15 protein-coding genes and 1 pseudogene are annotated in these 17,345 nt (G+C 72.0%); 10 read left to right on the forward strand and 6 right to left on the reverse strand.

Annotated elements, in window-relative coordinates; genetic code table 11:
* Nucleotides 1-313, forward strand: a pseudogene (locus IE195_RS08020) (ABC transporter ATP-binding protein); the annotation flags it as partial.
* 134 nt (nt 314-447) lie between these two features.
* Here IE195_RS08020 and IE195_RS08025 read toward each other — a convergent pair.
* From IE195_RS08025 to IE195_RS08035, 3 genes are all read right to left on the reverse strand, one after another.
* The gene (locus IE195_RS08025; RefSeq protein ID WP_191269170.1) at nt 448-1,110 is read right to left on the reverse strand and encodes a LuxR C-terminal-related transcriptional regulator; all 663 of its coding nucleotides are present in this window, start codon (nt 1,108-1,110) and stop codon (nt 448-450) included.
* Nucleotides 1,092-2,465, reverse strand: a complete 1,374-nt coding sequence (locus tag IE195_RS08030; protein WP_191269172.1) for a sensor histidine kinase — start codon at nt 2,463-2,465, stop codon at nt 1,092-1,094. Before IE195_RS08030 ends, IE195_RS08025 begins: the two co-directional genes overlap by 19 nt.
* 127 nt (nt 2,466-2,592) lie before the next feature.
* Complete coding sequence (locus IE195_RS08035; RefSeq protein ID WP_191269174.1) at nt 2,593-4,368, reverse strand: PhoX family protein; 1,776 nt, start codon at nt 4,366-4,368, stop codon at nt 2,593-2,595.
* Nucleotides 4,369-4,538: 170 nt separating this feature from the next.
* Between IE195_RS08035 and rpmG the strand changes: the two genes are divergently transcribed.
* The 7 genes from rpmG (at nt 4,539) to IE195_RS08070 (ending at nt 10,393) form a co-directional block, all read left to right on the forward strand.
* Nucleotides 4,539-4,703: a 50S ribosomal protein L33 gene (rpmG, locus tag IE195_RS08040; RefSeq protein WP_191269176.1), complete on the forward strand. Its 165-nt coding sequence runs from the start codon at nt 4,539-4,541 to the stop codon at nt 4,701-4,703.
* Between the two features lie 29 nt (nt 4,704-4,732).
* Entirely contained in the window at nt 4,733-4,975 is a 243-nt protein-coding gene (locus IE195_RS08045) for a type B 50S ribosomal protein L31 (protein WP_191269178.1), read from the forward strand.
* A gap of 108 nt (nt 4,976-5,083) precedes the next feature.
* Nucleotides 5,084-6,223: an RNA-guided endonuclease InsQ/TnpB family protein gene (locus IE195_RS08050; protein ID WP_191269180.1), complete on the forward strand. Its 1,140-nt coding sequence runs from the start codon at nt 5,084-5,086 to the stop codon at nt 6,221-6,223.
* A 218-nt stretch (nt 6,224-6,441) separates the two neighbouring features.
* Nucleotides 6,442-6,612 carry a 50S ribosomal protein L32 gene (gene rpmF, locus IE195_RS08055; RefSeq protein WP_191269182.1) on the forward strand — a complete coding sequence of 57 codons (171 nt, stop codon included), beginning with the start codon at nt 6,442-6,444 and terminating at the stop codon, nt 6,610-6,612.
* 155 nt (nt 6,613-6,767) lie between these two features.
* On the forward strand, nt 6,768-9,158 hold the full coding sequence (locus tag IE195_RS08060) for a lysylphosphatidylglycerol synthase transmembrane domain-containing protein (RefSeq protein ID WP_191269185.1): 2,391 nt from the start codon (nt 6,768-6,770) through the stop codon (nt 9,156-9,158).
* A 105-nt stretch (nt 9,159-9,263) separates the two neighbouring features.
* Complete coding sequence (locus IE195_RS08065; RefSeq protein WP_191269187.1) at nt 9,264-10,019, forward strand: MerR family transcriptional regulator; 756 nt, start codon at nt 9,264-9,266, stop codon at nt 10,017-10,019.
* Nucleotides 10,020-10,063: 44 nt separating this feature from the next.
* Nucleotides 10,064-10,393 (forward strand): hypothetical protein, encoded by a 330-nt coding sequence (locus IE195_RS08070; protein WP_229826128.1) that lies wholly within the window; start codon nt 10,064-10,066, stop codon nt 10,391-10,393.
* Nucleotides 10,394-10,469: 76 nt separating this feature from the next.
* On the opposite strand, the gene IE195_RS08075 is transcribed toward IE195_RS08070, so the two are convergent.
* On the reverse strand, nt 10,470-12,266 hold the full coding sequence (locus IE195_RS08075) for an acyl-CoA dehydrogenase (RefSeq protein WP_191269189.1): 1,797 nt from the start codon (nt 12,264-12,266) through the stop codon (nt 10,470-10,472).
* Between the two features lie 145 nt (nt 12,267-12,411).
* Between IE195_RS08075 and aroQ the strand changes: the two genes are divergently transcribed.
* Nucleotides 12,412-12,867: a type II 3-dehydroquinate dehydratase gene (gene aroQ, locus IE195_RS08080; RefSeq protein ID WP_191269191.1), complete on the forward strand. Its 456-nt coding sequence runs from the start codon at nt 12,412-12,414 to the stop codon at nt 12,865-12,867.
* A 58-nt stretch (nt 12,868-12,925) separates the two neighbouring features.
* Here aroQ and IE195_RS08085 read toward each other — a convergent pair whose 3' ends face one another.
* A complete protein-coding gene (locus IE195_RS08085) occupies nt 12,926-13,561 on the reverse strand; it encodes a histidine phosphatase family protein (protein WP_191269193.1) in 636 nt (211 codons plus the stop codon).
* Between the two features lie 157 nt (nt 13,562-13,718).
* Between IE195_RS08085 and IE195_RS08090 the strand changes: the two genes are divergently transcribed.
* A complete protein-coding gene (locus tag IE195_RS08090; protein WP_191269195.1) occupies nt 13,719-14,927 on the forward strand; it encodes an FUSC family protein in 1,209 nt (402 codons plus the stop codon).
* Between the two features lie 76 nt (nt 14,928-15,003).
* Here the strand turns inward: IE195_RS08090 and IE195_RS08095 are convergent, their stop codons facing one another.
* Nucleotides 15,004-17,289, reverse strand: a complete 2,286-nt coding sequence (locus IE195_RS08095) for an FdhF/YdeP family oxidoreductase (protein WP_373295654.1) — start codon at nt 17,287-17,289, stop codon at nt 15,004-15,006.
* Nucleotides 17,290-17,345: the final 56 nt, after the last annotated feature.

Genomic DNA, 17,345 nt, shown 5'->3' on the forward strand with positions numbered 1-17,345 from the left:
CATCTGTGACGAGCCGGTGTCGGCGTTGGATGTGTCCACGCAGGATCAGGTGTTGCGGTTGTTGTCGGAGTTGCAGGATGACTTCGGGTTGACGTACATCTTCGTGGCTCATGATCTGGCGGTGGTGCGTCAGGTGAGTGATCGGGTGGCGGTCATGCGTAAGGGTGAGGTGGTGGAGATGGGGGACAGTGACTCGGTGTACGAGAGTCCGCGCAGTGAGTACACGCGGCAGTTGTTGACCGCGGCTCCGGTGCTGGACCCGGACGAGGCCCGCCAACTACGCGCCGAACGTGTCGCCGGGCGCGCCGCCTAGCAGCACGCGCGAACGGGGCCGGCACGCCGTTCCCCGACGGGCGCCGCGGGGGGAGACCCCTGCGGCGCCCGTCGCGTGTCCGGGTCCCGCCACCCCCGGCGGGTGCGGCCGCCCCGGCCTTTCGCCCGCTCCGCCTACTCGGGCCGTTCCCGCAGGTAGGTGAGTACGGCCATGACCCGACGGTCCACGTCGGTGCCCTCCGGAGGCAGGTCCAGCTTGGCGAGGATGTTGCCGATGTGCTTGCCGACGGTGGGCTCGGAAACCACCAGGTCCCGGGCGATCCGCGCGTTGGAACGGCCCTCGGCGAGCAGGGCGAGGACCTCGCGTTCACGTTCGGAGAGCCGCTCCAACGGGGTGCTGCGGCGGCGGACCAGCTGGCGGACCACCGTGGGGTCGATGACCGTGCCGCCACCGTGGACCCTGCGCAGGGTGTCCGCGAAATCGGCGACGTCGACCACGCGCTCCTTGAGGACGTACCCGACGCCGCGTCCGTCCTGGGAGTCGAGCAGTTCGGCGGCGTAGCTGGACTCGACGTACTGACTGAGCGCCACCACCGCCAGGGCGGGCCGGGAGCGACGCACCCCGACGGCGGCCCGCAATCCCTCGTCGCCGAAGCCCGGAGGCATACGGATGTCGGTGACCACCAGGTCGGGTTCGTGCTCCTCGACCGCCCTGACCAGTGCCTCGGCGTCACCGACCGCCGCGACCACGTCGAAGCCGAACCTCTGCAGCAGGCCGGACAGGCCCTCGCGCAGCAGGGCGCCGTCCTCGGCCAGTACTACCCGGATGCAGGACAAGGGATCTCCGCTCGAAGCCGTGTGGGTCCGCCCGGAGGGCTGGACAGCCAGATCCTGCCACCCACGACGGCGACCCGATCAGCCAGGCCGGTGAGCCCGGTACCCCCGCCGGGGTCGGCGCCGCCTCGGCCGTCGTCGGTGGTCTCGACGATCAGCGTGTCACCGTCCAGGGCGGCCTTCAACCGGACACTGGTGGCGTCGGCGTGCTTGGCGATGTTGCTGAGCGACTCGGCGGCCACGTAGTAGGCGGTGCCCTCCACGTGTGCGGGCAGGCGTCGGGGCAGGTCCACACGGGTCCGCACCGGGACGGCGGAACGGTCGGCCAGGTCGGGCAGGGCGGAGGGCAGCCCCCGGTCGCTGAGGATCTTGGGGTGGATGCCGTGCACGATCTCGCGCAGGGAGCCGATGATCTCCTTGGCCTGGGCGTGCACCGAGGAGAGGGCCCGCTCCATGTCACTGCCGGGCGGGGCGTCCATCCGGGCCAGCCCCACCTGCATCGCCAGAGAGATGAGCTGTTGCTGGGCGCCGTCGTGCAGGTCCCGTTCGATCCGGCGGCGCTCGGCCTCGAAGGCGTCCACCAGACGGGCGCGGGAGCGGGTGACCTCGACCAGTTCCGAACGCAGCTCGTCGGTTCCGCGGTCGTCCAGCAGCACACGGGCCAGGGCGGTGTGTGCGTGGGCGGCCAGGGCGACGGGATACGGGGACACCAGGAGGATGACGAGCCCGAGCCCGGCCAGGGGAAGTGTGCGCAGGGGGTCGTCGAAGCTCCAGGGGAACAGGTCGACGGTCCAGCCGAGCGCGGTGGCCCCCGGGGAGGCGAGGAGGAAGACGCCCGCGCCCACGGTCAGGAACAGCACGGACCAGCTGATCGTGTCGAGCACCGTGACCAGCAGGAGCATGTAGGCGAACTCCCGCCAGGTCGCGGCCTCGGTGTAGCGCACGCGCAGCCAGCGGAGCACGCCTCCGTCGGCGGGCCGGTGCCCGCCGACCACCGGGGGGTGGACCAGGCGCAGCCGCCAGCGCTCGAACCGGGCGACGGGAACCGCCACGAGGGGCCCGAACAGCAGGAGCAGGGTCAGTCCCAGTCCGAGCAGGGACGCCAGGAGCCAGCTCGGCCGGCTCCCGCCCCGGACCATCTCCTCCAGGACGGCACCCAGATGGAGGAGGGGGAAGGTGAAGGGGGTGTTCAGGGCCGCGATCACCGCACCGACGACCACGGTGGAGGCCAGGTACGCCAGGCTCCGCCAGGGCCAGGACGAGCGCGGGAAGCACCGCCGTCGCAGCGCCTCCAGGGGTGTGCGCGGCGCGGCCGCCTCCCGGGGCGGTGTCGTCGTCTCCTCCGGCTCCGCACTCACGGTCCCAAGCTAGGGGAACGGCTGTCCCCGGGTGAAGGCCGCCCGCCCTACCTCCGGCTACGGGCCTGCCCTACCCGCTGCCTCCGCGGCGGTCGCGCCGGGGGCGGTCCCGGGAGGTCCGCCGGTCTCAGGTCCCGATGATCCCGCCGTCGTCCTTGCGGATCACCACCACCGCGGACCGGGGCCGACCAGCAGGGTCGAAACCCGGCCAGTTGCTGACCGCGCGCGGATCGTCCACCGTGGGCGCTCCCACCCGGGCGGCGGCCGAACCGGGACCCTGCACGGTGACGAACAGGGTGCGCTGGTCGGGACTGGACGCGGTGCCCCCGATCCCGCAGCCGCGCGGCCCGGTCAGGAAGCGCCGGACCTGCCCGCTCTCGGGGTCGGCGCACAGCAGGGCGCTGTTGGCCGGGGGTACGCGTGCCCCCTCGTCCGCCTCGCCGGGCCGGGTCACGTCCGTCCTGATCCACAGGCGGCCGTCACCACCGCAGTGCAACCCGACCGGGGCGGCGAAGACCGCGCCGCGGCCGTCGTCCGACGCCGCTCCGGCCCGCACGAACTCGTCCCAGGAGAAGAGCGCGGCACCGTGGTCGCGGGCCCCCTCGGTCCACGAGAGCACCCGGCCGCCTCCGCTGCCGGCGGCCTCGGGGCAGTAGACAACCCCCGTCTCCGGGTGGACGGCGGGGGTGCCCGGTCGCCGGAACCCGGTGGCCCCCACCGCGTCGGCTGCCTCGCGGGCCCGCAGGAGTACCTCGGCCTGGTCGGCGAAACCGTCCCTCCTGGTCAGTCCGGACCGGCCGTGGACCAGGGGGAGCCAGTCCCCCAGACCGTCCGAGGACAGCCGGGCCGCGTAGAGGGTGCCCCTGTCCAGCGGACCCGGGCCCCTGCCCCGGGCCTCGCGCCAGGGCCTCGCGCCGACGAACTTGTAGATGTGGGTCCGGTCGCTCATGTAGACCACCGCGCGTCCCCGCGATTCGGTGACGGCCGCGCCACCGTGGGCCAGGCGCCCCAGGGCGGTGCGTTTGGCCGGTGCGGACGAGGGGTCGAAGGGATCGACCTCCACGGTCCAACCGAACCGGTGCGCCTCGTTGGGGTTGCGGGCCAGGTCGAAGCGCTCCCGGTGGGTGTGCCAGCCGTAGACCCCGCCGTCCCCGGTGAGTCCGTAGCGGCGCTGGGTCTCGGTGGCGGTCCAGCCCGCGACCTCGGTGCCGAAGACGTCGCCGAGTGTGTCCTCACCGGTCAGACAGGTTCCCCACGGGGTGGTGGCGTGCGCGGAGCCACCGATGACCCCCGCCGGTCCGGCGCCGGTCTCCAGGTCCCCGTGCCCGGCGAGAGGACCGGACAGGCGTGTGGGCGAGGCGGCGGTGAGCCGCCGGTTGAGTTCGTCGTCGAGCACTCTCCAGCGCCCGTTCGTGAGTTCGACGCGGACCACGGTCATCCCCAGGGACGCCATCTCCTTGTCGGTGCGGGCGGCGGTGGCGGCGCGGCCGCCGTCCGCGTGCAGCAGGACCGGGTCGGCCCAGGAGTGGTTGAGCACGAGCAGTCCGCGGCGCCCCCCGTCGTGGCCGGGGTGCAGGGGGACGTAGCGCAGCCCGCCGTGCCCGGTGCCCACCTGGCGTGCGGCCTCGGCCGCGGTGTCGGAGGCGTCGGGCCGCCAGCGGGGGGTGTCGCGGTGCAGCGGCGCGCCCCAGGGGAGCAGGACCCGGGCGGTGTACCCGGGCGGGACGGTCACCGTGTCGGCCCGGGCGAGGGGTACCCCGCGGAAGGAGGGCGCCGAACCGGTGTCGGGGGTGGCCGCGGTGGCCGGTGCGGTGTCGCCGAACAGGGCGGCCGCGGTGAGGACGCCGATCCCCGCTCCGCCGCGCAGGACCTGTCGCCGACCGGGTCCGTGTCCGGGTGCCATGTTCTCTCCTCCGACCGGGCGTGACGCACACTGCTTCGAGCTTTATGTGACGAGGTAATCACAGAAAGTGGTTTTTCCTCTGTATTCAGGGGTGCGGTGTCGCGTGGTTGTCATGGGAATGAAAACGGTTATCATTTGGTTGTTAGGTCCGACAGCACGAGGAGGCGCCCATGGCACGCAACGAGACCCGCCCCATCATCAAGCTCAAGTCCACGGAGGGGACCGGGACCACCTACGTGACCCGGAAGAACCGACGCAACACCCCCGACCGCCTGGTCCTGCGCAAGTACGACCCCAAGCTCCGCCGCCACGTCGAGTTCCGCGAGGAACGCTGACCAGCGGCCCGAATCCAACGGAGAACCGTATGCGAAAAGACATCCACCCCGAGTACGGACCCGTCGTCTTCCGTGACAAGGCGGCCGACTTCGCCTTCCTCACCCGGTCCACCAGGACCAGTGCGAAGACCGTCGAGTGGGAGGACGGACGGACCTACCCGCTGGTCGACGTCGACATCTCCAGCGCCAGCCACCCCTTCTACACCGGCACCGCACGCGTGGTGGACACCGCCGGCCGGGTGGAGCGCTTCCAGCGCCGCTACCGGCTTTGATCCGAGAGTGCTCCGGCCTTCGGGCCGGAGGTGAATCGGCTCTGAAAAGCCTCCCGTGTGTCCTTGGTCGGTCACGTTCTGTCGTAGCCCGCCTCTACTGTCAAAGGTATGCAGTTGCGGTACAACTTCCGTGTGTACCCGAACGCCGATCAGTGCACAGATCTGGCCCGCGCGTTCGGGTGCTCCCGTGTGGTCTACAACGACGCCCTGCGGGCGCGGGAGACCGCGCGGGCGCAGGGTGAGGCCTTCCCCAAGACGGGGGAGTTGTCCACGCGGTTGATCACCCAGGCCAAGGGAACCGAGGAACGGTCCTGGCTGGGCGAGGTCTGCTCGGTGATCCTCCAGCAGTCGTTGCGCGACCTGGATACCGCCTACCGCAACTTCTTCGCCTCCCTGAAAGGTAAGCGCAAGGGTCCCAAGGTGGGTCGGCCCCGGTTCAAGTCCCGCAAGGACCACCGGCAGTCGATCCGGTTCACCGCCAACGCCCGCTGGAAGATCACCGATCAGGGCAAGCTGTGGTTGCCCAAGGTGGGTGAGGTGAAGGTGAAGTGGTCACGGGCCCTGCCCTCGGCCCCGTCCACGGTCACGGTGATCAAGGACGCCGCCGGGCGCTACTTCGCCTCGTTCGTGGTCGAGACCGATGACACACCGCTCCGGGAGAGTGCGGATGATGTGGGGATCGATCTGGGGTTGGGCCACTTCGCGGTGCTCTCTGATGGCACCAAGGTGTCCAACCCGAGGTTCCTGCGCCGTGCCGAGAAGAAGCTGAGGAAGGCCCAGAAGGACCTGTCCCGTAAACGGGAAGGGTCGAACAACCGGGCCAGGGCACGGGTGAAGGTCGCCCGCGCCCGTGCGGGGGTGGCCGATGCCCGCCGTGAGTTCCACCATCAGCTGTCCACACGCATCGTCCGCGAGAATCAAGCGGTGTTCGTGGAGGAGCTGTGTGTGAAGGGGCTCGGGCGCACCCGGTTGGCCAAGAGTGTGCACGACGCCGGGTGGTCGGCGTTCGTGGGCATGCTGGAGTACAAGGCGCAACGGTACGGGCGCACCTTTGTCAAGGTGGGCCGGTTCCTGCCGTCGTCGCAGACCTGCTCGGTGTGCTGGGTGGTCGATGGCCCCAAACCTCTCCATGTGCGTACCTGGACGTGTTCTGGGTGCGCGACGGTCCATGACCGGGATGTGAACGCGTCTCGGGTGGTGCTCGCCGCTGGACGCAAACTCGCCCCAGGGCGGGAAGCGGAGAGCTGAAACGCCTGCGGGGGTTGGGTAGGACCACCGCCCTTACGGGTGGGGTGCCGGCCAGCGAAACAGGAAGCAGCGGACGCCGTGAGGCGCACCGCGCCTACAGCCGCGAGGCTGTGGGAATCCCCGGGGGTTCACCCCGGGGAGGACGTCAACAGCGCAGGTAACCGAAGAACCCGGGCGGTGGGGGCCTCCCGCCGCCCGAACAGAAAGGACCGGGCCACATGGCCGTTCCCAAACGCAAGATGTCGCGGTCCAACACCCGCACCCGCCGATCCCAGTGGAAGGCCGCGACCCCCGACCTGGTCACCGTGCACATCGGCGGCCGCGAGTACCGCGTCCCCCGCAACCTCGCCCGCGCCTACCAGCGCGGACTCCTCCCCCTCCCGGAGTAGTCCGGCACGGGACGCACCGAACCCGATCCACGGCGCCGCCGGGTCCGCCCGACGGCGCCGTTCCGCGTCCGGCGGCACGGGCCGACGGAACGGAACGGACGAAACACCCGCGTCCCTGGTGCTCGAACCCCCATGAGTCGGGCAGTCTTGTTTCCGTGACAACAACCCCGACCGACACACCGGCCCCCGCCCCGGGCCGCTCCGCAGCACGCGCCCCGCGCAGTCCCGTCGACCTCCTGACCGGCATCGCCGGGCTGGTCCTGGTCTTCCTGGTCCTGCTACTGGTCAGCGACGCGGTGGCCGACGGAGCGCCGACGGACGACGCCACCCAGCTCCGCGCGGTGATCCCGTCCTGGCTGCTCTTCCTCACCGCCGTGGGCGCCAACCTCCTGCTCATCGTCCTGGTCGCCTACGTGGTCCTGCGCACCCTGATCACCGGGGGCCTGCGCGACCTGCTGCGACCGGCCCTCGCCGCGGTGTCCGCCTACGCCATGACCTCCTGGGTCAACTCGGTACTCACGACCGCCACCTACAGCGCCGAACCGCTCCCCGGGCTCCCCGACGGCGTCCTGACCGCCGCCACCCTCGGCTACGTCGCCGCCGGTATCGCCTTCGCCCGCACCATGCCCGCCGGACAGCCCCGGGTGCGCTCCCTGATCTGGGCCGCCAACACCGCGATCGCCCTGGTCTCCCTCATGGCCGGGGTCAGCAGCATCCTCGCCGTCCTCTTCACCATCCTCATCGGTCTGACCTGCGCCTCCCTGGCGCGCTACGCCGTCAGCGCGAGCGTGCCGCCCCCCGCCACCGGCCGCATCCACGCCGAGCTCCACCGCTTCGACCTGACCGCCGACCGCATCACCCGCGCCGGCAGCGACGAGGAGGGCGACCCCCGGTACCTGGCAGACCTCACCGACGGACGCCAGATCGAGATCTCCGTGCTCAGCTCCGAGAACACCAGGGGTTTCTGGTGGCGCCTGCTCGACCTGCTCATGCTGCGCGGCCCCGTCGCACCCCGAATGCTCTACGGGGTCCGCAGACGCGCCGAACACGCCGCGCTGATGAGCTTCGCGGCCCGGGACGCCGGGGTCGACGCCCCCCGCGTCCTCGCACTGGGTGAACTCGCCCCGGGCACCGTCCTCCTGGCCCGCGAACGATCCCGGCTCAGGGGACTGGCCGACCTGGACCCCGCGGAGATCACCGACCCCCTGATCGACGGACTCTGGCACCAGATCGGCCTGCTGCACCGACGCCGCATCTCCCACGGCCACCTCAACAGCGCCACCGTCGGCGTCCTCGCCGACGCCCCCGGCACCGCGGCCCTGGCGGGGGTGGACCGGGGCGCGGTCGCCGCCTCCCAGGTCCGCACCTCCCTGGACGCCGCCGCGATGCTCACCCTGCTGGCTCTGCGGGTGGGACCCGAACGCGCGGTCGCCTCGGCGGTACGGGCCCTGGGCGTGAACGCCACCGCCGCGCTCCTGCCCCTGCTGCAGCCCCCGGGCCTGCCGCACGAACTCCGCGCCGAACTCCGCGGATCCGACCGCGGACTCCTGGGCGTGCTGCGGCGGCACATCGCCAAGATGGCCCCCGAGGCGCCCGCCGAACCCGCGCGCCTGGAACGGATGCGTCCGCGCACCATCGTCAGCTTCGTGGTCGCCACCGTCGTCGGGCTCGTGCTCGTCTACCAGCTCGCCGGGGTCGACCTGGCCGCCATCCGCCACGCCGACCCCGTGTGGTCCTCGGCCGCCCTGGTCATGGCCACCCTGTGCATGATCGGCGCCGCCATGGTGCTGGTCGGCTTCGTTCCGGCACGGCTTCCCTGGTGGCGGACGGTCCTGGTGCAGTACGCGGGATCGTTCGTGCGCATCGCCGCCCCGGCCGGTCTGGGATCGATCGCGGTCAACAGCCGATTCGTGGTCAAGGCCGGCGTACCCGCCTCGCTGGCGCTGTCCGCGGTCGGCCTCTCCCAACTGGTGGGCTTCCTCATCCACGTGCCGCTGCTGCTGGTGTGCGCCTACCTGACCGGCACCTCCTACTGGACCGGGTTCACCCCCTCCCCGACGGTCGTGCTCGTCACCCTCGGCGGGACCGCCGCCGTCGCCGCGGTCCTGCTGCATCCGAAGCTGCGCCGCGCCGTCCGCGCGCGGCTGCGCCCCTACCTGAGCGGTGTCCTGCCCCAGTTGCTGGACATGCTCCAACGGCCCGCCAGCCTCCTGCTCGGGTTCGGCGGCACCCTGCTGCTGACCGCGGCGTTCGTCCTGTGCCTGCACTTCTCGGTCCTGGCCTTCGCCGGCCCCGGGCTCCAGGTGAGCCTGGTCGCCGTCGCCGTGGTCTTCCTCGCGGGCAACGCCGTCGGCTCGGCCGCGCCCACTCCGGGCGGGCTCGGCGCCGTCGAGGCCGCCCTCATCGCCGGGCTCACCACGGTGGCCGCGGTCCCCACCTCGGTGGCCCTGCCCGCCGTCCTGCTGTTCCGGGTGCTGACCTTCTGGTTCCCGGTCCTGCCCGGATGGGCGGCCTTCAGTTACCTGCAACGCCGCGAGGCCATCTGACCGGGGCCCGTGGAGACGCGGCCCATGCACGCTTGCGGTTGACGCGGCGTCAACGCCTAGCGTCGTTCCCGGGCCGGAGGAACCGGCCTGACGAGGGGAGACGGGATGTCGTGGCCGACGGGCGAGGTCTGCCGGATGAGCGGGGTGACCTCCCGGACGCTGCGCCACTACCACCACGTCGGCCTGCTGGTCCCGGAGAGCACCGGCCCGGGCGGGCTGCGCCGTTACGGCCGGCGTGAGCTGCGCAGGCTCCAACGGATCCTGGTCATGCGCGAACTCGGGCTGGGGCTGGCGGACATCCGCCGGATCCTGGACGCCGAAAGCGACGAGGCGGCGGCGCTGCGCCGACACCTCCACGGCCTGGAGTCCGAGCGGGACCGTCTCAGCGTCCTCGTCGAGACCGTGCGCCGCACCGTCGACGCACTGGAGGGAGACGACATGACCAGCCGACCGGAGGAGCTCTTCGCGGGCTTCGACACCGCCCACTACGCCGAGCGGGCCCGCACGCACTGGCCACAGCAGTGGGAGCGGGCCCGGGCAGCGGGGGAGGGGATGACACCGCAGGAGGACGAGCGGATGCGTGCCGAGGCCGCCGAGCAGATGGCCCGGATGGCCGCACACCTGAGGGCAGGGACCCCGGCCGACGCCCCGGCCGTCCAGGCGGAGGTGGAGGACCACCACCGGCGGATCCGCCGGATGTGGACCCCGGACGCGGACGCCTTCGCCAACCTGGCGCGGGTCTACGCCGAGGACGGGCCCTGGCGCGAGGTGTACGAGCGGGTGGCCCCCGGGCTGGCCGACTACCAGCGCGAGGCCATGGAGGTCTACGCGGAGCGGAGTCTGCGGGGTGCGGGGACCTGATCCCCGGGCACTGGCTCCCCCACCGCCGGGAGGAGGACGGGGAGGTGCTGGGCTACCTGCGCCCGGAGGCCGGCGGCCACGTGCCGCTCACCCCGTTCGGCCGCCCCGTCGCCGACGTGCTGCCTGAGCCCGAGGCCCGTGCGGTGCTGGACGCCCTCGGGCTCTCCTATCTGGCCGATCCGTGGTTCCTGGAGCTGCCCGGCCGGGAGGACCCGGTCACCGTGCGGATCGTGGAGGTCACCCCCGAACGCATGCGGGTGGCCAACGCCGACCACGGGTACGAGGAGGCCGACATCGGGCACCTGTTCGTCCTGCGGGTCCCCGAACCCGGGCGTCTGCGCCCCGGCCCGGGCGGGGTCGGCGGGCGCGGCTGATCCGCCCCGGCGACCGCCGGGGCGCCCCCGCGGTCGGCTCCTGGAGGAGGGGCCGGCCGCGGGGGCGGGCCCCGGGTCAGAGAACGTCGGGGGACACGTCCAGGACGGTGCGGTCACCGGAGGCGACCAGGTCGAACTGGGGCCCGGTGCGGGGCAGCTCGTGGCGGAAGAAGTACGCGGCCGCGGCCCGCTTGCCCTCGTAGAACTCGCCCTCGCCGCCGTGCGCGGCGACCAGCTGGTCCAGCCACAGCCAGGCCACGACCACGTGGCCGACCGCCTCCAGGTACGGGGTCGCGTTGGCCAGCGCCGCCGCCGGGTCCCCCTCGGCCCAGGCCGCCCCGGCGGTCTGCGCGGTGCGCTCCAGGGCCGCGTCGAGCAGGTCGGCGTACTCGGCCTCGCGGCCGCCGAGCGCACGTGCCCGCTCCGCGGTGGCGCGGGCCGTCTCCACCAGCAGCGACAGCCGGGCGCCGCCGTCCAGGACGGCCTTGCGGCCCAGCAGGTCCAGGGCCTGGATACCGTGGGTGCCCTCGTGGATGGCGTTGAGCCGGTTGTCCCGGTAGTGCTGCTCCACGTCGTACTCGCGGGTGTAGCCGTACCCGCCGTGCACCTGGATGGCGAGGCTGTTGGCCTCCAGGCACCACTGGGAGGGCCAGCTCTTCACGATCGGGGTGAGCACGTCCAGGAGCAGCCGCGCCCTCTCGGCCGCCTCGGGGTCCTCGCTGCTGTCCTTCTCGTCCACGAGCCTGGCGCAGTACAGCACCAGGGCGAGGGCGCCCTCCACGTAGCTCTTCTGCGCGAGCAGCATCCTGCGGACGTCGGTGTGCCCGATGATGGGGATCTGCGGCTCCTCGGGGTTCTTGGCGCCGAGGGGGCGGCCCTGGAGGCGTTCGCGGGCGTAGGCGAGCGACTTCAGGTAGCCGGTGTAGCCGAGCGCCGTGGCGCCCGCGCCCACGCCGATGCGGGCCCCGTCCATCATGTGGAACATGTACTTCAGGCCCTGGTGGGGTTCGCCCACGAGGTAGCCGACCGCCCCGGGTTCGCCGCCGGGGGTGTGCTGGCCCTCGCCGAAGTTGAGCAGGGTGTTGACGGTGCCCCGGTAGCCCATCTTGTGGTTGAGCCCCGCGGGTACCACGTCGTTGCGCTCGCCGAGGGAGCCGTCCTCGTTGACGAGGTACTTCGGCACGACGAACAGCGAGATCCCCTTGACCCCGGGCGGCCCCCCGGGGATCTTGGCCAGGACCAGGTGGACGATGTTCTCGGTCAGCTCGTGGTCGCCCCCCGAGATCCACATCTTGTTGCCGAAGACCCGGTAGGTGCCGTCCTCCGCGGCCTCGGCGCGGGTGGTGATGTCGGACAGGGAGCTGCCCGCCTGCGGCTCGGACAGGCACATGGTGCCGGTGAAGCGCCCCTCGACCATGGGCCGCACGAACGTGTCGACCTGCTCGGCGCTGCCGTGCGCGAGGAGCAGGGAGGCGTTGCCGGAGGTCAGTGAGAGGTAGGCGGAGGTGCCCAGGTTGGCGGCCTGGAAGTAGGCGTTGCAGGCGCTGGCGACGACCCTGGGGATCTGGTCGCCGCCCACGGAGGCGTCCATCGCGATGGAGGACAGGCCGGTCTCGGCGTACACCTCCAGGGCCTTCCTCACCTCGGGGATGAGGTGGACGCGTTCGCCGTCGAAGTGCGGTTCGTTGGCGTCGTTGGCCTTGTTGTGCGGGGCGAAGTGGTCGGTGGCCACGCGCTCGGCCAGCTCCAGGGCTCCGTCGAAGGTCTCCCTGGAGTGGTCGGCGTACCGGGGGCGCCGGGTCAGGGCCTCGGCGTCGAGCCACTCGTAGAGCAGGAAACTCAGGTCACGCGCGGACAGCAGTGTGGACGCCACGGGTTGCCTCCAAAAGTAATCAACCGACTGGTCGGTATGCTACCTGGCCCGACGGGTGCCCGCCGGGCCGGGGCGGCCGGGGCGAGGGGTCTAACCTGGACCCACCGAACCACCGCTGTGGACCGCCACGACAGGAAGCACCCGCATGACCGACACCGCCCGCACCGTCCTGCTGCTCAACGGCCCCAACCTCAACCTGCTGGGCACCCGCGACCCCGCACAGTACGGCACCACCACCCTGGCCGAGGTCGAACGGCGGGTGGTCGCCCTGGGCGGGGAACTCGGTGTGGAGGTGGTCTGTGCGCAGACCAACAGCGAGGGCGGCATGGTCGACCGGATCCACGCCGCCCGGCACTTCGCCGGGGTCGTGATGAACCCCGGGGCCTACGCCCACTACAGCATCGCCCTGCGCGACGCCGTCGACGCGGTCGAGGCGCCCGTGGTCGAGGTGCACATCTCCAACGTCTACGCCCGCGAGGAGTTCCGCCACACCTCCGTGACCGCCCCGGTGGCCGCCGGGTACGTGGCCGGGTGCGGGGTCCTCGGCTACGAGCTCGGGCTGCGCGCCGTCCTGGCCCGCGACGCCGAACGCCGGTCCTGAGGACCCCCGCAACTCGAAACCAACCAGTCGGTATGTGGCGGGCGTGAAAAGGGGCGGCTCAGCGGTAGGTCATCAGCTCCGGGCCACCCTGCTCCAGGTGGGCGTGGTCGTTGAACGACAGGAGCTGGGTACCGCCCCGGCCGTGCACCAGCTTGCTCACCGAACCGTTCACCACCACCCGGTTCATCGCGACGAACCCGGAGTCCGGGGCGCCCAGCAGTGCCGAGCAGACGGCCCCGATCACCCCGGCCGAGGTGAACACCAGCGCCGTCTCCCCCCTGCCCAGACGGGACGTCAGCGCGTCCAGCCCCGCACGCACACCCGCACGGAAGGAGGTCCACGAACCCTCTCCCCGCTCACCCGAGGCGGTCCACGAGGTCAGGGAGGCGTCCAAACGCTGTTGGAGCGAGCCCTCACCGGTCGGGTAGCGGCCCAACAGGTGCAGGTGGTCGTACTCGTTCCACCGCTCGTCGACCGAGGGCCGCACGTCCAGGCCGGCCTCGGCCAGAGCTGTCTCGGCGGTCTGACGCTGCCGCCGCAGCGACCCCGACACCACGGGTCCCGCAGCCAGACCCCGCCGTTTGAGTTCGGCGCCCAGCAGGCGCGCCTGTTCGTATCCGGTGGGGCTCAGCTCGTCGTAGTCCGCCGCCTCGGGGGAGGCCTTACCGTGGCGGATCAGGTAGATCGTAGGCATGCCGACACAGTACGGGGCAGACCGCACGGCACCTCCCACCGGGGCCCGGAGCCGCCCGCCCAGGCATGGCGCAACAACACTCGGCCCACTTCGGCCGGTATGAATGACAGAGCCGGTCCCCCCGGACCTCCGGCGTCTGCGAGCGGCGAAGGAGAACATGGGAGCCCTGTCCACGGGAGGACGATCCATGCGGCGCGCGGTCGGGACCGCCGTGTCCAAGGCGCGTCGGCGCGTGTCCTCGTACCTGTCCCAGATCCTGCTGGCCGTCATCGCCGCCGCACTGGCCTGGACCATCGCCGGAGGCCTGGTCCAGGACCACTACCCCTTCTTCGCGCCCATCGCCGCCGTCATCGCGCTCAACGCCTCGGGCGGCGAACGCGGGGCCAACGCCATCCGGCTGCTCACCGGAGTCTTCCTCGGCATCATCGCGGGCGAGTTCGCCCTGCTGGTCACCGACCGGGGCGTCCTGGCCCTGGCACTGGGCACCGGCATCGCCATGACCGCCGCGGTCGCGGTCAACGCCGAGCGCATCATCATCGGCCAGGCCGCCGCCAGCGCCATCCTCGCCACCATCCTCGTCGGCGGCAACCCCGGGACGGGCCGACTGGTGGACGCGCTGATCGGGGCCGGGGTCGCCCTGCTCTTCAGCCAGCTCCTCTTCCCGGCCCGCCTGGTCGCCATGCTGAGACGGATCGAGGAGAACGCGCTGCAGGAGATGGCCGACATGCTCGACGCGGTGGGGCTGTCCCTGACCGAGGAGGGCGAGGCCTCCAGCGAGCAGGTCGTCAACCGGCTCGGTGACCTCAGCCGCCCCATGGCCGAACTCAGCCGGGCCCGCGAGGCCAGCATGTCCACGATCCGCCTCTCCACCATCCGCTGGGGGGACACACAGCCCGTACTGGACGAGGACGCCATCATCGAACGGCTCATCCTCCTCGGTGAGAGCTGCCTGTACCTGGCGAGGACCACCACCTCCATGGGCGCCGAGGAGCGCCGTGAACTCGGCCCCATCGTGCGCGGCATGGCCGCCGTGCTGGCCATCCTCGCCGACGACCTCAGCAGCAGGCAGACCCGCGAACAGGCCGTGGAACAGGCACTCACCGCGGCGCGCCTGTACGGGGCCAGCACCGCCGAGGACGATCCCGTCACGCACGCCACGCACCTGGCCGTGGAGATGGTCGCCGCCGACATCATGGTGTTCGCCGGGATCCGCTTCGAGGAGGTCGAGGACGTCCTCCAGGGCGACCTGGAGGACCCCACGATCCCGCTGCCGCCGCAGGAGCCGTGGCTCCCGTGGCTGCGGTGGCGGCCCCGCCTGCCCCGCCCGCCCAAGATCCGCTTCGGCCGCTTCCGGGAACGCCGCTGACCGGGACCGGGCGCCCCGCCCGGCGCGGTGGCCGAGAGGGGCCACCGCGCCGGCGCACACCGGCGCTCCCGGTCAGCTAGACGCGTTCGGGGGACGGCTCGAAACGCACCACCACCGACTTGGACGTGGGCGTGTTGCTCACCTCGGCCGTGGAGTCCAACGGCACCAGCACGTTGGTCTCCGGGTAGTACGCGGCCGCGCTGCCCCGCGCCGTCGGGTAGTGCACCACCCGGAAGTGCGGAGCCCGCCGCTCGCGGCCGTCCGACCACTCGCCCACCAGGTCGGTGTAGGCCCCGTCGGCCAACCCCAGCTCCCGGGCGTCCTCGGGGTTGACCAGCACCACCCGCCGACCGCGGCGCACGCCCCGGTACCGGTCGTCCAACCCGTAGATCGTGGTGTTGTACTGGTCGTGCGAGCGCAGCGTCTGCAACAGCAGCCGACCCGGAGGGACCCGTGGCGCGTAGGTGCCGTTGACGGTGAAGTTGGCCAGACCCGTCGCGGTGGGGAAGCGCCGGTCGTCGCGCGGGGCGTGCGGCAGCGCGAACCCCTCCGGCCGCCGGGCCCTGGCGTTGAAGTCCCCGAACCCCGGGACGACCGCCGCCACGTGGTCGCGCACCCGGTCGTAGTCGGCCATCGCGTCCCAGTCCACCGGATCGTTCCCGAACAGCCTCCGGCCCAGTCCGCGCACGATGTCGACCTCCGAGCGCATCCCCTCCGACAGCGGCGGCAGCACCCCGTGTGAGGCGTGCACCAGCCCCATCGAGTCCTCCACCGTCACCCAGCGCGGCTGATCCCCGCCCAGGTCACGGTCGGTACGGGCCAGGGCGGGCAGGATGAGCGCGCGCGTACCGGTCACCACGTGCGAGCGGTTCAGTTTCGTGGACACGTGCACCGTCAGCCCCACCCGGCGCATCGCCTCCTCCGTCACCTCGGTGTCCGGGGTGGCCGCTACGAAGTTGCCGCCCATCGCGAAGAACACGCCCACCTCACCGCGCGCCATCGCACGGATCGCGTTCACCGTGTCGTGGCCGTGCTCGCGGGGCGGCTCGAAACCGAACTCCAGCCCCAGGGCGTCCAGGAAGTCGTCCGCGGGACGCTCGAAGATGCCCATCGTGCGGTCGCCCTGCACGTTGGAGTGGCCGCGCACCGGGCACACGCCGGCCCCGGGCCGCCCCACGTTGCCGCGCAGCAGCAGGAAGTTGACCACCTCACGGATGGTCGGCACCGAGTGCCTGTGCTGGGTCAGCCCCATCGCCCAGCACACCACGATCCGCTCCGAGGCGACCACCATCGCGGTGAGCTCCTCGACGAGCGCACGGGGCAGACCGGTGTCGCGTTCGGTCCGCGCCCAGAACTCGTCCTCGGGTTCGGCCAGCAGCGCCTCGGCGAACTCCTCGAACCCGTGTGTGTACGCGTCCACGAACCCGTGGTCCAGGACCTTCCCGCCGCTCCGGTCGGCCTCCAACAGCAACCGGTTGACCGCCGAGAACAGGGCCAGGTCACCGCCCAGCCGGATCTGCGCGAACAGGTCCGTCAGCTCGGTGCCGCGCCCCACCAGGCCCCGGGCGTTCTGCGGGTTGCGGAACGCGCGCATGCCCGCCTCGGGCAGCGGGTTGACGGTGACGATCCGGGCCCCGGAACGCTTGGCCCGCTCCAGCGCGGAGAGCATCCGGGGGTGGTTGGTGCCGGGGTTCTGTCCGGCCACGATGATCAGGTCGGCCTGGTGGACGTCCTCCAGTGACACGCTGCCCTTGCCCACGCCCAGCGTCTCGGTGAGCGCCGACCCGGACGACTCGTGGCACATGTTCGAACAGTCGGGCAGGTTGTTGGTGCCGAGCTGGCGGGCCAGCAGCTGGTAGGCGAAGGCCGCCTCGTTGCTGGTGCGCCCCGACGTGTAGAACACGGCGCCGTCGGGGGTGTCCAGGGCGTGCAGCTCCTCGGCGACCATGTCCAGGGCACGGTCCCAGGAGATCGGCTCGTAGTGGGTGCCGCCCTCGGGCAGGTACACGGGCTCGGTCAGCCGCCCCTGCTGGCCCAGCCAGTACCCGGAGCGTTCGAACAGCTCCGCTACCGGGTGCCGGGCGAAGAAGTCACCGGTCACGGCCCTGCGGGTGGCCTCCTCGGCGACCGCCTTGGCGCCGTTCTCGCAGAACTCCGCCCTGTGCCGCCTGTCGGGCTCCGGCCAGGCGCACCCGGGGCAGTCGAACCCGCCCTTCTGGTTGACGGCGAGCATCGCGGGAACCCCGCGCCGCACCCCGGCCTGCTCGCCCACGTGGCGCACGCTGCTGAGCACGGCCGGGACCCCCGCCGCGCTCTCCTTGGGCGGCCCGACCTCCGGCGCGTCCTGGACGGGATCGGGCATGTCCGATTCGTGGTTCTTCACGCTGTTCATTCTCCCACTGGGTTGTCCCGTGTCCA

The organism is Nocardiopsis terrae, from assembly GCF_014651695.1.
Classification (GTDB): domain Bacteria; phylum Actinomycetota; class Actinomycetes; order Streptosporangiales; family Streptosporangiaceae; genus Nocardiopsis; species Nocardiopsis terrae.